This window comes from Peribacillus sp. NPDC097198, assembly GCF_044762055.1.
In the GTDB taxonomy this organism is placed as follows: domain Bacteria; phylum Bacillota; class Bacilli; order Bacillales; family DSM-1321; genus Peribacillus.
In genome coordinates this window covers 410,654-423,680 of sequence record NZ_JBIWDO010000002.1, presented here as the reverse complement: position 1 = coordinate 423,680, position 13,027 = coordinate 410,654, and the positions used below count along the sequence as shown (strand labels likewise).

Genomic DNA, 13,027 nt, shown 5'->3' with positions numbered 1-13,027 from the left:
ATACCCGTCCTTAACAAAGGACGGGCTCATTTATTATTCATACTCAATCCACGACTGGAAGCCAGCCTTTTACATTGATTAATTTTTCCCAAAGGGGATCTGGAATGACCAATTCATCTTGATCCTTCTTCGAAAGTGTCGTGCGTATTTCCTTTTCTTTACCGGCCTTGATTTTTTCAATCCAGTACGGTTCCATAAGCAGCTCCCTGCCAAGTGCAATAAAAGGAACGCCCGTTTCCATGGCCTCCGCCACTTCTTCAGGTGTATGAAGGGCCCCTACTCCGATTACTGGAATCCGATTGCCCACTTTTTCATATATTTTAACGATTCTCGATTCCGTTCTATCACTCTCACGGAATGAGCCATTCCAGAAATGGCCTACCGATACATGGATGTAGTCCAGGTTTTGATTCGCAAGCCGGTCTACGAATTGAAGCGTATCATCCAAAGTGATGCCAGGCTCGCTACCCTCTTCCGGAGAAATGCGGTAGCCGATGACAAACGGATGTTTCGCATGCTCTTCCACAGTCTTTTCTACTTCATTAACAATGGAAAGTGGGAAAATCATACGTTTTCCAAGCGTTCCCCCCCATTTATCTGTGCGACGGTTGGAATGAGGAGAGAAGAACTGCTGAAGTAAATATGTATTCGCCCCATGAATCTCGACACCATCAAATCCTGCTTCGATGGCTCTTCTCGTTGCCTCTCCAAACGCTTTAATCACTTCTTGAATTTCATCTTCCGTCATTTCACGAGGAACAGGTGCACCCTCGCTTGAAGCAACGCTGCTTGCAGAAACAGGTTGATTATCTGGTAATAAATCCGGCGGACTTTGGCGACCTCCATGATAAATTTGTAAAATGGCTTTGGCCCCTTTGCCTTGAATGGTTTCTGCCACTTTTCGGAGTGATGGAATGAATGCATCATCATCAGCACTGAATTGGCCAGGGAATCCTTTTCCACCTGCAATTACATAGGCACATGCTGTGATTACCGTACCCACTCCTGCCGAACGCTCTGCATAATAAGCTAATTCCTCTTCCGTCACGTATCCTTGGTCATCTGAAGAATAATGCGTCATCGGTGCCAGCATGATACGGTTTTTCACTTCGACCCCAGAAGAGAATTTATATGGTTGAAAAAGCTTTTCGTATAATTCTGTCATGCCTAATTCCCCCTAATTTTTAATGATGGTGATGGCCATGAGGTTCTTTCGAAGGATTGGTTATTTCGAAACCTTCTTCTGGCACATAAAAATATTTAATCCATACTCCGTCCAAGAATTCTTCACGTGAATCCAGCAGTATATCGATATCCTTATCCGTCTTGACAATTTCATCATGCTCCGTCGGAACATCAAGCTTCATCTCATAGTGGGCATGATCGCCGTGCATATGCGTGATATACACCCGAATCATTTTCCCTTCCGCTTCTTCGCTACTCAACATCTTTTGTAAGACCTTTGCTGCATTTCGATTAATCTTGCATTTCATATTAATTCCTCCAACATCTGAAATTTCTATGTACTAAAAATCTACCCAAAAATAGGCATTCTGTAACATCCATTTATACGCTTTTTGCCGAATCATGTCTAATAAAATGCTTATCTTCGGTCTGAGGGAAAAATGACACCCATCTGTTTTCTAGCTTCATCCATGATTTCCATCGACCATAACGAATGGGCAAATGTATTCTTATCCGATTCCGTTTTCCCCTGCTGGATCAATTCTACAAACTCCTTCGCTTCATAATACATCGGAGGGAACTCCTGTTTAACCGAGAGACTCTCCCTTGTTCCATCACGGTAGCAAATATCCACTTCGTTCGGACTGGAAATTTTGTCGATGAGGATGGTACCTGCTTCTCCCTGTATTTCTGAAGGTTGAGTCGATTCAGTGATCTTGGAAAACATCACGATGGCTTCCATGTCGTTGTATGAAAGGAGGATGGTACCCTGACCGTCAACTCCTGACTCTAGTAATGTTCCAGATGCCTGGATCTTATTCGGTTTACCGAATAGAACGACAAGCGGATAAACGGCATAAATACCTAAATCCATTAAAGAGCCGCTTGAAAACTCAGGGTTGAATGCATTCAATATGGTACCTGATTTATACGAATCGTACCGGGAAGAATATTGACAGTAACTTCCTTGGTAACGGCGAACCTCACCAATTTTATGGATGTTTTCCTTTAGGCTTTCAAAACTTGGCATGATCGTTGATTTCATCGCTTCCATGAGCAGCACTTCGTTTTGCTGTGCCGCCTGTATCATTTCCCTCACTTCTTCGGCGTTCGAAGCCAATGGTTTTTCACATAAGACATGTTTCTTTTGCTGTAAAAACATGACTGCCTGGCGACTATGGTGAGAATTGGGACTGGCTATATAGACCGCATCAATCTCGGAACTGCTCGCCATCTCCTCCAAGTCTGTAAATGTATGTTTAACTCCATACTTATCTGCAAAATCCCTGGCCTTTTCTTCTGTGCGCGAATAGACCGCATTTAATGAAAAGCCTTCCACGTGTTTTGCCGCATTCAAAAAACGCTCTGTAATCCAATTTGTACCAATAATCCCATAACGTATCATTCGTTAGATTCTCCTTTTAATTAACAGACTTTGTCCTCAATATAACCAGACTTTGCAAAAAAATAAAGAAAAACGCTAAAAAATTTGGTTTATATTGGATTTTTCAATCTATTTTCCTTTATACTTTTCCTATTACTACTGACTTGATGTTTCTACATACTCCCTCATGGGAAGTACATTAAAAAGGAGCGTGTGAAATCAATGACAGAATTGATGAAGAATAAAGTCGCCATCATTACCGGCGGAGGATCCGGAATTGGCCGGGGTGCCGCCATTAAACTTGCGGAAAACGGTGCAAACATCGTTTTTTTTGACCGCACAGTTGAAAATGCCGAAAAGGTCAAGGAAGAAGTCGAAAACCTCGGACGAGAAGCTTTAATCATCAAAACGGATGTTTCCCAACCCGAACAGGTTGAGAAGGCTTTCCAGGCCGCCTTCGAGCATTTTGGAAAAATTGATTTTGTGTTTGCCAATGCTGGTATTAACGGGGTAATTGCCCCCATTGAAGATATTAAGCCGGAAGATTGGGACCAAACACTCAACATCAACTTGAAAGGAACCTTCCTAACCATAAAATACGCCATTCCCTATATGAAGGAAACAGGCGGCAGCATCACCATTAACAGTTCCATTAACGGAAACCGTTTTTTCAAGAACTTTGGTTTTTCCGCATACAGCTCATCAAAAGCCGGTCAGGTCGCTTTCGGCAAGATGGCTGCACTTGAATTGGCCAAGTACAAAATACGCGTGAATATCATCTGCCCAGGCTCCATCGACACCAACATCGACGACAATACCTATCCTGAAGATGAAAACTTGGAAAAAATCAAAATACCGATTGAGTATCCCGAAGGTTCTCAACCACTTGCAAAGAAAGCCGGAACGATTGAACAAGCAGGAGACCTTGTTTTGTTCCTTGCATCGGACATGTCCTCCCACGTTACCGGGACTGAAGTGTATATTGACGGAGCTGAATCGCTCTTATAAGAATCTAAAGACTTGAGAAGAGGCAGAAGTGTATGATTTGACCACACTTCTGCCTCTTCTTACTAAATTAAAAAAGATTGGGCAAAGTTTTCAGTTGAACTTTTTTGTTCCCTGCCAATAGAAATTATACATAAGAGAGTGGGATTGCTTTTCCTGTTTTCTTAAAGAGCCACCCCTCTTACTTTGAACTTTTCCTATAATGGGTTGGCCACTTTCCTTATGCAACAGCTTTTCTCAAACCGCCTCGGGCGATAAATAGATAAGAGGACATGGCAATAACATGACAACTTACCATCACGATTCCCATCGGCAGAGGTGAATCACCTCCACCAATCCCCACCAAAGGGGCCATGAGCGAACCTAGTACGAAAGGCAGAAGACCGATTAAAGCCGAGGCACTCCCTGCCGTTTTCCCCTGGTCCTGCATAGCTAATGCGAAACTTGTCGTTCCCACGATCCCGACACTCGAGACAGATAGAAATAAAGCAATTAAAATTCCCGCAATTCCAACTCCCAGAATGATGGACATGAGCAGAATAATCCCGCCAAATAACGCAAGGCCCAACCCTATTTGTAGGAGTTTTTCTTCTTTTATCTTCCCAGCCAGTCTGCCAGTTGTCTGGGATGCAATAATGATCCCTATCCCATTCATCGCAAAGATCAGGCTGAATGTTTGCGGAGAAATACCATAGATATTTTGAAGTACAAAAGGTGAACCTGAGATATAAGCAAACATAGCCGCCGTTACAAACCCTTGAGAAAGTGCATATCCCATAAACACACGATTTTTCAGTAAATCACCGAATGTACGTATTGTATTGGTTATGCCCCCTGTACTTCGTAGGTCTGGTGTGAGTGTTTCCTCTATCCCCCAAAAAGCAGCGGCAACCATAATAACACTTAGAGCAAAAATGACGATGAAAACTCCCCGCCAAGATGTAAATTGTAGCAGTTGCCCTCCTAAAACCGGTGCCAAAATCGGTGCCGCCCCATTCACAAGCATTAACATGGAAAAGAATTTGGTCAAATCCGTACCAGAAAAAAGATCGCGGACAATGGCCCGGGAAATGACAATTCCCCCAGCACCTGCAGCTCCCTGGATGAACCGTAATAATAAAAGCATTTCAATGGAGGGAGCAAAGGCGCATAGCAGAGAAGACACACTATAAATCGACAAAGAGATGATTAACGGGGTCCGTCTCCCCTTCGCATCACTCAGGGGGCCTAAATATATTTGTCCTAATGCCAATCCTAGTAAACAAGCGGTCAAACTGAGCTGAGCCAAAGACGTACTGCTTTGCAGATCATCTGCAAGTGTTGGTAGACCAGGCAAATACATATCAAGTGACAGAGGCCCGATTGCCGCAAAAGAACCGAGCATAAGTGCCATCCATAGTTTTTTTGTTGTCGGCATTTTATTGCTAGTATATATGGTTTCTTTCAATTCCATTATGAATGTCCTCTCCCTTTTTGCACACTTGTTAGTTCCGGATTCACTAGATTGCCAGGAAGGGCGCCCGTCAGGCCTGCCATCAAGTTTTCTGCAGCAAGGCTTGCCATTTTCATTCTCGTGGCGATGCTGGCGCTGCCGATATGTGGGAGTGTCACCACATTAGGTAGGGTCAAGAGAGGGTGATCTAAAGGAACCGGTTCTTCTTCAAATACATCCAAGCCGGCAGCCCAAATTTCTTGGTTTACCAAAGCCTGGTACAATGCCCTTTCATCGACGATATCGCCCCTTGCCGTGTTGATGAGTACGGCCGTCTTTTTCATTAAGGCTAATTGCTCGGCACCGATCATATAGCTAGTTTGGGAAGTGAGTGGCACCATGACACAGACAAAATCCGAAATCTTAAGGAGCTCTTCAAGTGATACAAACTCGATTCCCAACTCTTTTTCTTCTTCAAGTTTACGGCTACGATTATAGTATACAAGATTCATATCAAATCCTTTTGCCCTTTTCGCCAGGGCTTTACCGATCCTTCCCAATCCGATGATTCCTATCGTTGCGCCATGTACATCCTGTCCAGTCAACTGCATCGGGGACCATGTTTTCCATTGACCACTTTTGAGATAACCTGTCGCCTCTACCAATCTTCTGGCCGTTGCAAGCAGCAAGGCAAAAGTTAAGTCCGCTGTCGTTTCCGTCAAAACCCCCGGTGTATTCGTCACCATGATTCCTTTATCTGTCGCGCTTTGTAAATCAATATTGTTATACCCCACAGCCATGTTCGCAATGATTTTTAGGTTGGCCGCCTTCTCCATCAAGGATTCATCGATTTGTTCCGTCAACAAGCAAAATAGACCGTCAACCCCCACTATCTCTTTTTCCAGGACCTCCCTAGGAACCGGAGTCGTTTCATCTTGCCACATCGTTACCTCAAAATTTCCACTTAGGCCATTCACGATTTGGTCTGGCAATTTTCTCGTTATATACACTTTAGGTTTCACAAATAGCCCTCCTACTTACAGATTGATAGTTATGTACTTTTTACTTACATATCTACAATTTCGATAATTGAACATTAATCTCCTTCTCAACCTATTCATTTATACTTATCTTATCTCTACCCATCTCGTTCCACACGAACGTAAAAAGGGGTGTTCCAACAATTGTGGAAGCACCCCTAATACTATGATATTCAAACCTGTTTCTCAAAAAATCCCTTTAACTGGTCTTGATCTGGATAAGAGGATTGCGTTCCGCGTTTTGTTACGCTCAAGGCAGAAAACCCAGTGGCCATCTTGATGGCGTGAAGGATATCTCCATTTTTGACAAAGAAGTGGGCGAAGCATCCGATGAATGAATCTCCGGCTCCAGTAGTGTCAATGGCGGCGACTTCATATGCATCGATCCGTTCCACTTTTTCTTTTGTAACCCACATCACCCCACGGCTTCCAAGTGTCACAATAACATTTTTCACCCCTTGCTCGATAAGGGTTAAAGCTGCCTCCTGCACTTGTTGATCCGTTTCTACTGGCATCTGGGTTAAAATCTCCAGTTCCGTTTCATTAGGAATGAAGAAATCGCACTTGCAAACGTAATCAAAATTCAACTCTTTTGAGGCAGGAGCAGGATTCAATATAACCGGTATATTATTCTCCTTACCGAAGTCAATGGCACGATAAACAGCTGGTAAGGGGATCTCCAATTGAAGAATGATTAAGGAACACTTTTTCAGCTTTTCCCCCGCGTTGTCGATATCCTCGGGTACAAGATATTCATTTGCTCCTTTGATGATTAATATCCGGTTCCTCGATTGTGGGTCCACAAATATCGGTGCCACACCACTTGATGTTCCCGGGACCTTACTTGTAAATTCAGTATCTATTCCATAACGTTCTAGATTGCTAATCGTATTATCTGCAAATAGATCATCTCCGACTTTAGTAAGCATCATGACCTTAGAGCCCATTTTGGCTGCGGCCACTGCCTGGTTGGCTCCTTTTCCACCACACCCAATTTCGAAACTTGGTGCCTCGAGGGTTTCCCCTTCTTTTGGCATTTGGTCAATGTATGAAATTAAATCCACCATATTGGATCCGATAACTGCTATATCCATATTCTATTTCCTCCTTATTTCTTTCCAGTTACAATTGTAAATGATCTTTCCTCACCTGAGGCCAACTTAATTAAGCTTCCTGAATCTTGGGCTGCCAAAAACCCTTCAGGCCGGCATGTAGCGGGCAATACAAATGCTCCTACCTGCTGGTCCTCATTAAACAGTAACCATCTTGTCGCATAATTAAATTCATCCGTAGAGAACGTGGTGAAAAAAGTAGTTCCTTCCGGCGAAGTCATTTCAAAACTTGCTTCTTTCTGATGCTTACTCAATCCATCCATAAAGAAAACAATTTCCGGGTCATACATATCTGGACGGTCCAAAATCGATATAGGTTCCTTGCCTACACGGATTTCTTTATTAAAGTCCAACCACTTTTCAGTAGGTTTCACATGGTCAGGGATGGAGGCACGTAACTCAAACGCACTATTAGGAATGTTTTGCTTCATTACTGCATGATCCAGGTAGGCGTAGTTGGTATGGCACATGTATTGTAGAGGCATGTCTGTGCCAGATAAGTTTTTCACGTACATGCCCATTTCGATGTTGGCTTCCCCAGCAATCATCTTGACGCTTGGCTTAGCGATATAATGATGGCCAAACCCTTTTATGTATTCTGTCGATCCACCAATTTTCACACTATTTTCCGTAACCTCCAGCCAGGCATGGTCCATATTCGCGCAGGCCATCTCACCATGTAAGACATGATCATCCTCAGGTCCTGGACAGCCATTGCTAATCAAACCGGAATGAAAAGCAAAACATCCATATGTATCGACAATTTCATCTACTTGTTTCGGTTGAGTGAACATATTTTTCATCTTCAGTTCAATTCCATCAAAAACTAAGTCCCAAACATTTTGACCTAAATAAGGAAGAACCACCATTTTCCCACGGGAATTTGTCACTTCTATCGCTTCAACTCCAGATGGATAACGAAATAAAGTAACAGTAAACTCGGTACTTCTAAAAAATACTGTAGGGTTTTCTTTGAAGAATCCTCTTTGTAGTTCAATCGTTCCTACCATACTTATCCTTCCTTCCTTCCTTCCTTCGAATAACAGCTAACAGGGTCCCCTTAGGAAACCCTGTTACATCCAGAGTTCATTCCAGGGCCCCCTGCCTCTTTTCTTATTATGCTTACTGGTTTTGTCAAAAATGATTGCCGATATAATTGAGGACATAAGCAAAGCTTGAACCTAATTTTCAAGAAATTAATTCGCTTGTTTGTTCTGCATCCTTTTTCATGTTTGCAGACCTTTTCATTTCTCGATAAAAGTAAATGCCTATATACACAAAACATAGCATGGATACGACAAACGCATATTGCATTGATCCCAAAGTGTCTGACACTAACCCTTGAAGAGCCGGTATAACGGCTCCCCCTACAATGGACATTACTAAGATGGCACCCGCCACTTCAGTATATTGCTTATCAACTACAGCTAGAGTTTCTGCATAAATCGTGGCCCAACATGGTCCAAAAAGCATACTAACAACGATTGCCGCATATACAGCAGTCATATTCGGCACGACTGCCACGTAAGCCAATAAAGCTGATCCGAAAACTGCATAAATGACCAAGATTTTAGAAGACGAAAATCTAGCAATCAAAAAGTTTGCAATGAATTTCCCAATGAAAAATCCTATAAAACTATAAATCATAAAGTTTGAAGCAGTTCTTTCATTGATATGTGGATTTAGATGTAAGGCTAACCTGATCGTGAAAGCCCAAACCGTGGTTTGCATTCCCACATATAAAAATTCTGCGATGATTCCATTTCGGAATCGTTTATTTCCAGCCAGGTGCTTCAACGCTTTTAGGATATTTGGAGCCGGTTTAGTGCCATTTTGTTCGACTTTTTCCGGTTTGCATGTTGGAAATTTAGTGAAGAGGAATATCACCAGCACTCCGATTAGTATGAAAATCATATATTTATATGGTTCTAGTGTATGCTGTAACATCTCGATTCCAAAAGCCTGTGCTTCTGCAGGAGACATTTTGGACATTTGAACATGAAGACTTTCGCCTTCCTGGAAAACTAGATATTTTCCTAGCAAAATCCCTAAAATAGATCCAACGGGATAAAACGTTTGGCTAATATTCAGGCGGAGCGTCGCATATTGCTTGGGACCTATCATGGAACTATAGGTATTGGCTGCCGTTTCAAGGAAACCTAAACCGATTGCAATAGCAAAAAGTGCAAACAAGAACATAGTATATGTCGCCAAGTGCGACGCTGGGAAGAATAAAGAACATCCAATGATATAGAAGCATAATCCTGTTATGATGGCAAACTTATAGTTCGTCTTCTTAATAACCATCGAAGCTGGAATGGCTACCAAGAAATAGCCTCCATAAAAAGCACTCTGTACTAAAGCACTAGCGAAATCACTTAATTCGAACACACTTTTGAACTGAGTAATTAATATATCATTCAAACTAGCTGCCACTGCCCACATGGAAAATAATGTGGATAAGAGAATGAATTGTAGAATAGGAGTCCGATTAAGGTATCCATCCGACAGTTGAATTATTTTTGTCTTTGCCATTTTTGTAATCTCCTTATTCAAGTAAGAACCCCTACTGATATTTACCCACTAATGAGTCCAATTGCATTCGGTTTTCAAACGAGGGACTAGCTATCTAAATTAATAGCCTCCATTAACGGCTTCCCCCTGCATGATTTTGACACCTGAGCTCGCGCCAATACGAGTAGCTCCCGCCTTAGCCATCTTTTCTAAATCGTTTTTATCCCGAATTCCTCCAGATGCCTTTACACCTAAATTCGGTCCAACGACCTTTCTCATTAACATTACATCTTCGACAGTGGCACCTCCCGTAGAAAGTCCGGTGGATGTTTTAACATAATCAGCTCCCGCATTAACGACCAGTTGACATGCACGGACCTTTTCCTCTTCTGTCAATAAGCATGTTTCAATAATCACTTTCAGAAGAGCTTTTCCATGTGCAGCATTAGCAACCGCTTTCATATCAGCTTCAACTGCATCATCATTACCAGCTTTCAAGAGGCCAATATTGATTACCATATCTACTTCTTCTGCGCCGTTTGAAATAGCGTCTTGCGTTTCGAATACTTTTACTGCTGTAGTAGACGCGCCTAAAGGAAATCCAATGACTGTACAAACTTTTACGTCACTTCCCTTTAATTCTTTCGCTGCAAGTGACACCCATTGTGGATTCACGCAAACGGAAGCAAAACCGTATTCCTTGGCTTCTTCTGCTAATCTAACAATCTCCTTTTCAGTTGCGTCAGCTTTCAGTAGTGTATGGTCAATTAATTTAGCCTTATTCATTTTTAACGGCCCCTTATCCTATTATTTTTCACTATAATTTTTTATCTTTTTTGATTTTTCAATAAGAAAAGCGCTTTCACAACCGAATAATACCACGGTGTGGAACATATGTAAATTTTAATTTGAAATTTTGTTCAAATATTTTTACAACCTATTCAACTAAATGTTTATAGACATAAAAAAATAAGGTCAGCGCTTTTTAGGCGCCAACCATATATTCTTTCTTTTAACACTCTAATAGAGCTTTAGCCGTGAATTGATCTGTAATGAGGGTATTAGCATATTTTCCCACTAACGCTGCCTGGATGGCTTTGATCTTATCTTCGCCTCCAGCAACTAAAATGCTTCTTTCTTTCTTTTGCAATTCTTCTAAATCAATGCCCACCGTGCGGCTATTAATAACTTCATTACAGATGTTCCCCTCTTCATCAAAAAAACGAGAACAAATATCACCTACGGCCGTACGTTGGAGATCAGCTTTCTCCCCTTCACTTAAATAACCAAGTTTAAAAAGTAAAGCATCATCTCTGACCGTACCGACCGTAAATAATGCAATATTCGCTTGTCTACCCATTTCGATGATCCGTTCTATATGCCGATCTTCCTCAACCATCTGCTTAAGTTCTGGCTTATCGAAAATAACAGGTAAAGGTAAATAGCGGGTGACCGTATAATAAGCTTCGGCAAATAGATTGGCAACTTCAGCCGCGTAAGTAAGGCTATACGAATGGCTTACACCGCCTTTTAGCTGAACTACTTCTACACCTTTCACTCGCTTGCTTTTAAGTTGTGAGGCCACTGAAAACAATGTGGTACCCCAGGTAATGCCGATGATATCTCCGTCTTTTACGATTTTGTGTAAAAATTCGGCGGCAGTCCGCCCGATATGCTTAGTTATCTCCTCATACTCATTAAGTGGGGAATATGAAACGCTTACATGATCCAATCCATACCGTTCCTTTAACTGTTTTGAGAGTTCGTCCACATCTTCTAACGGGTCTTTAATGTGTATACTTACGTAGCCCTGCTCCTTCGCATATTGCAACAACCTAGAAACCGTTGGTCGCGACACGCCAAGGCGTGCACAAATCTCTTGTTGACTATAATCCGATTCATAGTATAGTCTTGCAGCCGCAATACTGAGCCTTTGTTTATCTTGATCCATACATGCCCTCATTTCTTCTGTCATTCCGATTATCACCTTTTAGTTTACATGGAATAATGCCCATCCAATCTGTTAAATTAACCATATACTAAAACTTGCATGGCGAGAAGATTAATTTACATAAAAATATAAAAAAGGTAAATTTAGTTATAGAAAAAATCCACCAGTACGATAAGCGATTCAGGAAAATTATCTTGCTATTATAATATAAATGTTTCATTTTTCAGAATTTACTTTAAATAAAACAAATAGTAAGCTAAAGGTATAACTATCGTTTATTAATAAATTGAACTTTAAGGATCGTTCATTCATTTATAAGCTTGAGTGATTCATTGATACAGCATAAATGAATAAACCTTCCTTCCAAAAGTTCATTCATTTCAGGGGGAACAAGGGATGCTCATGAAAAACCGGTCAACACTTAAGATTCACCCAGTTATAGCGCCAAGTGCACTCGCATTGAAAAGTATAAACTTTTATTTAGTGGAACAGAATGAGTCCCTTACGCTGGTGGATGCTGGCATGAATGATGATGTTTGTTGGGACGCTTTACAACACACATTAGAGGAAAATAGCCTAAAGCTTGAAGATATTACAGAGATTCTCCTGACCCATCATCACGGGGATCACGTGGGACTCGTTAACCGTATCACTGAGCCTCACCCGATTCCTGTTTATGCTCACTCTAAATCCATACCAAGGTTAAAGCGAGATCCGGATTTTCTTAGCATGAGGATTGAGTTCTATAAACGACTTTACGTTCAGATGGGCTGTGGGGAACTTGGAGATAAACAAGTGGCCTATTTATTCAATGCCGTCAATAATAACAAAGATCAAAAAATCAATAGTGAAATCATCGAGATTAAGGAAAACCAATTATTAAATCTCGAAGTGATTCATTTTCCCGGTCATGCACCAGACCAAATTGCCTTTCTTGATAAAAGCGAGAACCGACTTCTTGCTGGAGACTTATTAATTGAACATATCTCTAGCAATGCATTGGTGGAGCCCGATGAAAACGGCCAAAGGATGCGGACTCTAGTAGACCATATTGAATCGTTGGAGCGCTGTTTGGCATTAGGGGTGGATATCCTTTACCCTGGACACGGAAACATCATCCATCAAGCAGGTCCATTAATAGAAAAAAGGCTCCGTAACATTGAAACAAAATCCAAGAAAATCCTCGCTTTAATTGAAGCTGGAATAACAACAGGGAATGAGTTAGCAAAAAACTATTACAAAGAAAAATATTTAAAAGAGTTCCCACTTGTCATGTCGGAGATCATCGGACATTTAGATTACTTGGAGTACCAAGGAAAAATCGACAAATACTCTAGTGGAAATGTGATTCACTATACCGCTAGATAAGGGTAATATCCTGGTCATCCGGTCTTGGCAACCTAG

The 13,027-nt window shown here is 41.6% G+C and carries 12 protein-coding genes; 2 read left to right on the top strand and 10 right to left on the bottom strand.

What is annotated here, in order from left to right:
- Positions 1 to 43 precede the first annotated feature (43 nt).
- The 3 genes from ACIQXQ_RS05135 to ACIQXQ_RS05125 form a co-directional block, all read right to left on the bottom strand.
- Complete coding sequence (locus tag ACIQXQ_RS05135) at positions 44 to 1,165, bottom strand: NADH-dependent flavin oxidoreductase (protein ID WP_402867865.1); 1,122 nt, start codon at positions 1,163 to 1,165, stop codon at positions 44 to 46.
- Between the two features lie 19 nt (positions 1,166 to 1,184).
- The gene (locus tag ACIQXQ_RS05130; protein ID WP_402867864.1) at positions 1,185 to 1,493 is read right to left on the bottom strand and encodes an iron-sulfur cluster assembly accessory protein; all 309 of its coding nucleotides are present in this window, start codon (positions 1,491 to 1,493) and stop codon (positions 1,185 to 1,187) included.
- Between the two features lie 110 nt (positions 1,494 to 1,603).
- Positions 1,604 to 2,590 carry a Gfo/Idh/MocA family protein gene (locus tag ACIQXQ_RS05125; RefSeq protein ID WP_402867863.1) on the bottom strand — a complete coding sequence of 329 codons (987 nt, stop codon included), beginning with the start codon at positions 2,588 to 2,590 and terminating at the stop codon, positions 1,604 to 1,606.
- A 201-nt stretch (positions 2,591 to 2,791) separates the two neighbouring features.
- Here ACIQXQ_RS05125 and ACIQXQ_RS05120 point away from each other — a divergent pair, with 201 nt between their 5' ends.
- On the top strand, positions 2,792 to 3,577 hold the full coding sequence (locus ACIQXQ_RS05120; protein ID WP_402867862.1) for an SDR family oxidoreductase: 786 nt from the start codon (positions 2,792 to 2,794) through the stop codon (positions 3,575 to 3,577).
- Between the two features lie 217 nt (positions 3,578 to 3,794).
- Here ACIQXQ_RS05120 and ACIQXQ_RS05115 read toward each other — a convergent pair whose 3' ends face one another.
- The 7 genes from ACIQXQ_RS05115 to ACIQXQ_RS05085 all read right to left on the bottom strand — a co-directional run bounded on the left by ACIQXQ_RS05115 (position 3,795) and on the right by ACIQXQ_RS05085 (position 11,623).
- Positions 3,795 to 5,027, bottom strand: a complete 1,233-nt coding sequence (locus tag ACIQXQ_RS05115) for a multidrug effflux MFS transporter (RefSeq protein WP_402867861.1) — start codon at positions 5,025 to 5,027, stop codon at positions 3,795 to 3,797.
- Entirely contained in the window at positions 5,027 to 6,028 is a 1,002-nt protein-coding gene (locus ACIQXQ_RS05110) for a 2-hydroxyacid dehydrogenase (RefSeq protein ID WP_402955934.1), read from the bottom strand. The genes ACIQXQ_RS05115 and ACIQXQ_RS05110 overlap by 1 nt, the downstream gene beginning before the upstream one ends.
- A gap of 191 nt (positions 6,029 to 6,219) precedes the next feature.
- The gene (gene rbsK / locus ACIQXQ_RS05105; protein WP_402867859.1) at positions 6,220 to 7,140 is read right to left on the bottom strand and encodes a ribokinase; all 921 of its coding nucleotides are present in this window, start codon (positions 7,138 to 7,140) and stop codon (positions 6,220 to 6,222) included.
- Between the two features lie 14 nt (positions 7,141 to 7,154).
- A complete protein-coding gene (locus ACIQXQ_RS05100) occupies positions 7,155 to 8,168 on the bottom strand; it encodes an aldose 1-epimerase family protein (RefSeq protein WP_402955932.1) in 1,014 nt (337 codons plus the stop codon).
- A gap of 178 nt (positions 8,169 to 8,346) precedes the next feature.
- Positions 8,347 to 9,693: an L-fucose:H+ symporter permease gene (gene fucP / locus ACIQXQ_RS05095; protein ID WP_402867857.1), complete on the bottom strand. Its 1,347-nt coding sequence runs from the start codon at positions 9,691 to 9,693 to the stop codon at positions 8,347 to 8,349.
- 99 nt (positions 9,694 to 9,792) lie between these two features.
- Positions 9,793 to 10,458, bottom strand: coding sequence for a deoxyribose-phosphate aldolase (gene deoC, locus ACIQXQ_RS05090; RefSeq protein ID WP_402955930.1), 666 nt, complete (start codon positions 10,456 to 10,458; stop codon positions 9,793 to 9,795).
- A gap of 226 nt (positions 10,459 to 10,684) precedes the next feature.
- Positions 10,685 to 11,623, bottom strand: coding sequence for a DNA-binding transcriptional repressor DeoR (locus ACIQXQ_RS05085; protein ID WP_402868545.1), 939 nt, complete (start codon positions 11,621 to 11,623; stop codon positions 10,685 to 10,687).
- A 396-nt stretch (positions 11,624 to 12,019) separates the two neighbouring features.
- On the opposite strand from ACIQXQ_RS05085, the gene ACIQXQ_RS05080 reads away from it, so the two are divergent.
- Complete coding sequence (locus ACIQXQ_RS05080) at positions 12,020 to 12,991, top strand: MBL fold metallo-hydrolase (protein WP_402867855.1); 972 nt, start codon at positions 12,020 to 12,022, stop codon at positions 12,989 to 12,991.
- Positions 12,992 to 13,027: the final 36 nt, after the last annotated feature.

Excerpts from the sequence above, each read along its gene's own strand:
- ACIQXQ_RS05135 (WP_402867865.1), bottom strand. The coding sequence starts at position 1,165 with ATGACAGAATTATACGAAAAGCTTTTTCAACCATATAAATTCTCTTCT.
- ACIQXQ_RS05130 (WP_402867864.1), bottom strand. The coding sequence starts at position 1,493 with ATGAAATGCAAGATTAATCGAAATGCAGCAAAGGTCTTACAAAAGATG.
- ACIQXQ_RS05125 (WP_402867863.1), bottom strand. The coding sequence starts at position 2,590 with ATGATACGTTATGGGATTATTGGTACAAATTGGATTACAGAGCGTTTT.
- ACIQXQ_RS05120 (WP_402867862.1), top strand. The coding sequence starts at position 2,792 with ATGACAGAATTGATGAAGAATAAAGTCGCCATCATTACCGGCGGAGGA.
- ACIQXQ_RS05115 (WP_402867861.1), bottom strand. The coding sequence starts at position 5,027 with ATGGAATTGAAAGAAACCATATATACTAGCAATAAAATGCCGACAACA.
- rbsK (WP_402867859.1), bottom strand. The coding sequence starts at position 7,140 with ATGGATATAGCAGTTATCGGATCCAATATGGTGGATTTAATTTCATAC.
- ACIQXQ_RS05100 (WP_402955932.1), bottom strand. The coding sequence starts at position 8,168 with ATGGTAGGAACGATTGAACTACAAAGAGGATTCTTCAAAGAAAACCCT.
- fucP (WP_402867857.1), bottom strand. The coding sequence starts at position 9,693 with ATGGCAAAGACAAAAATAATTCAACTGTCGGATGGATACCTTAATCGG.
- deoC (WP_402955930.1), bottom strand. The coding sequence starts at position 10,458 with ATGAATAAGGCTAAATTAATTGACCATACACTACTGAAAGCTGACGCA.
- ACIQXQ_RS05085 (WP_402868545.1), bottom strand. The coding sequence starts at position 11,623 with ATGGATCAAGATAAACAAAGGCTCAGTATTGCGGCTGCAAGACTATAC.
- ACIQXQ_RS05080 (WP_402867855.1), top strand. The coding sequence starts at position 12,020 with ATGCTCATGAAAAACCGGTCAACACTTAAGATTCACCCAGTTATAGCG.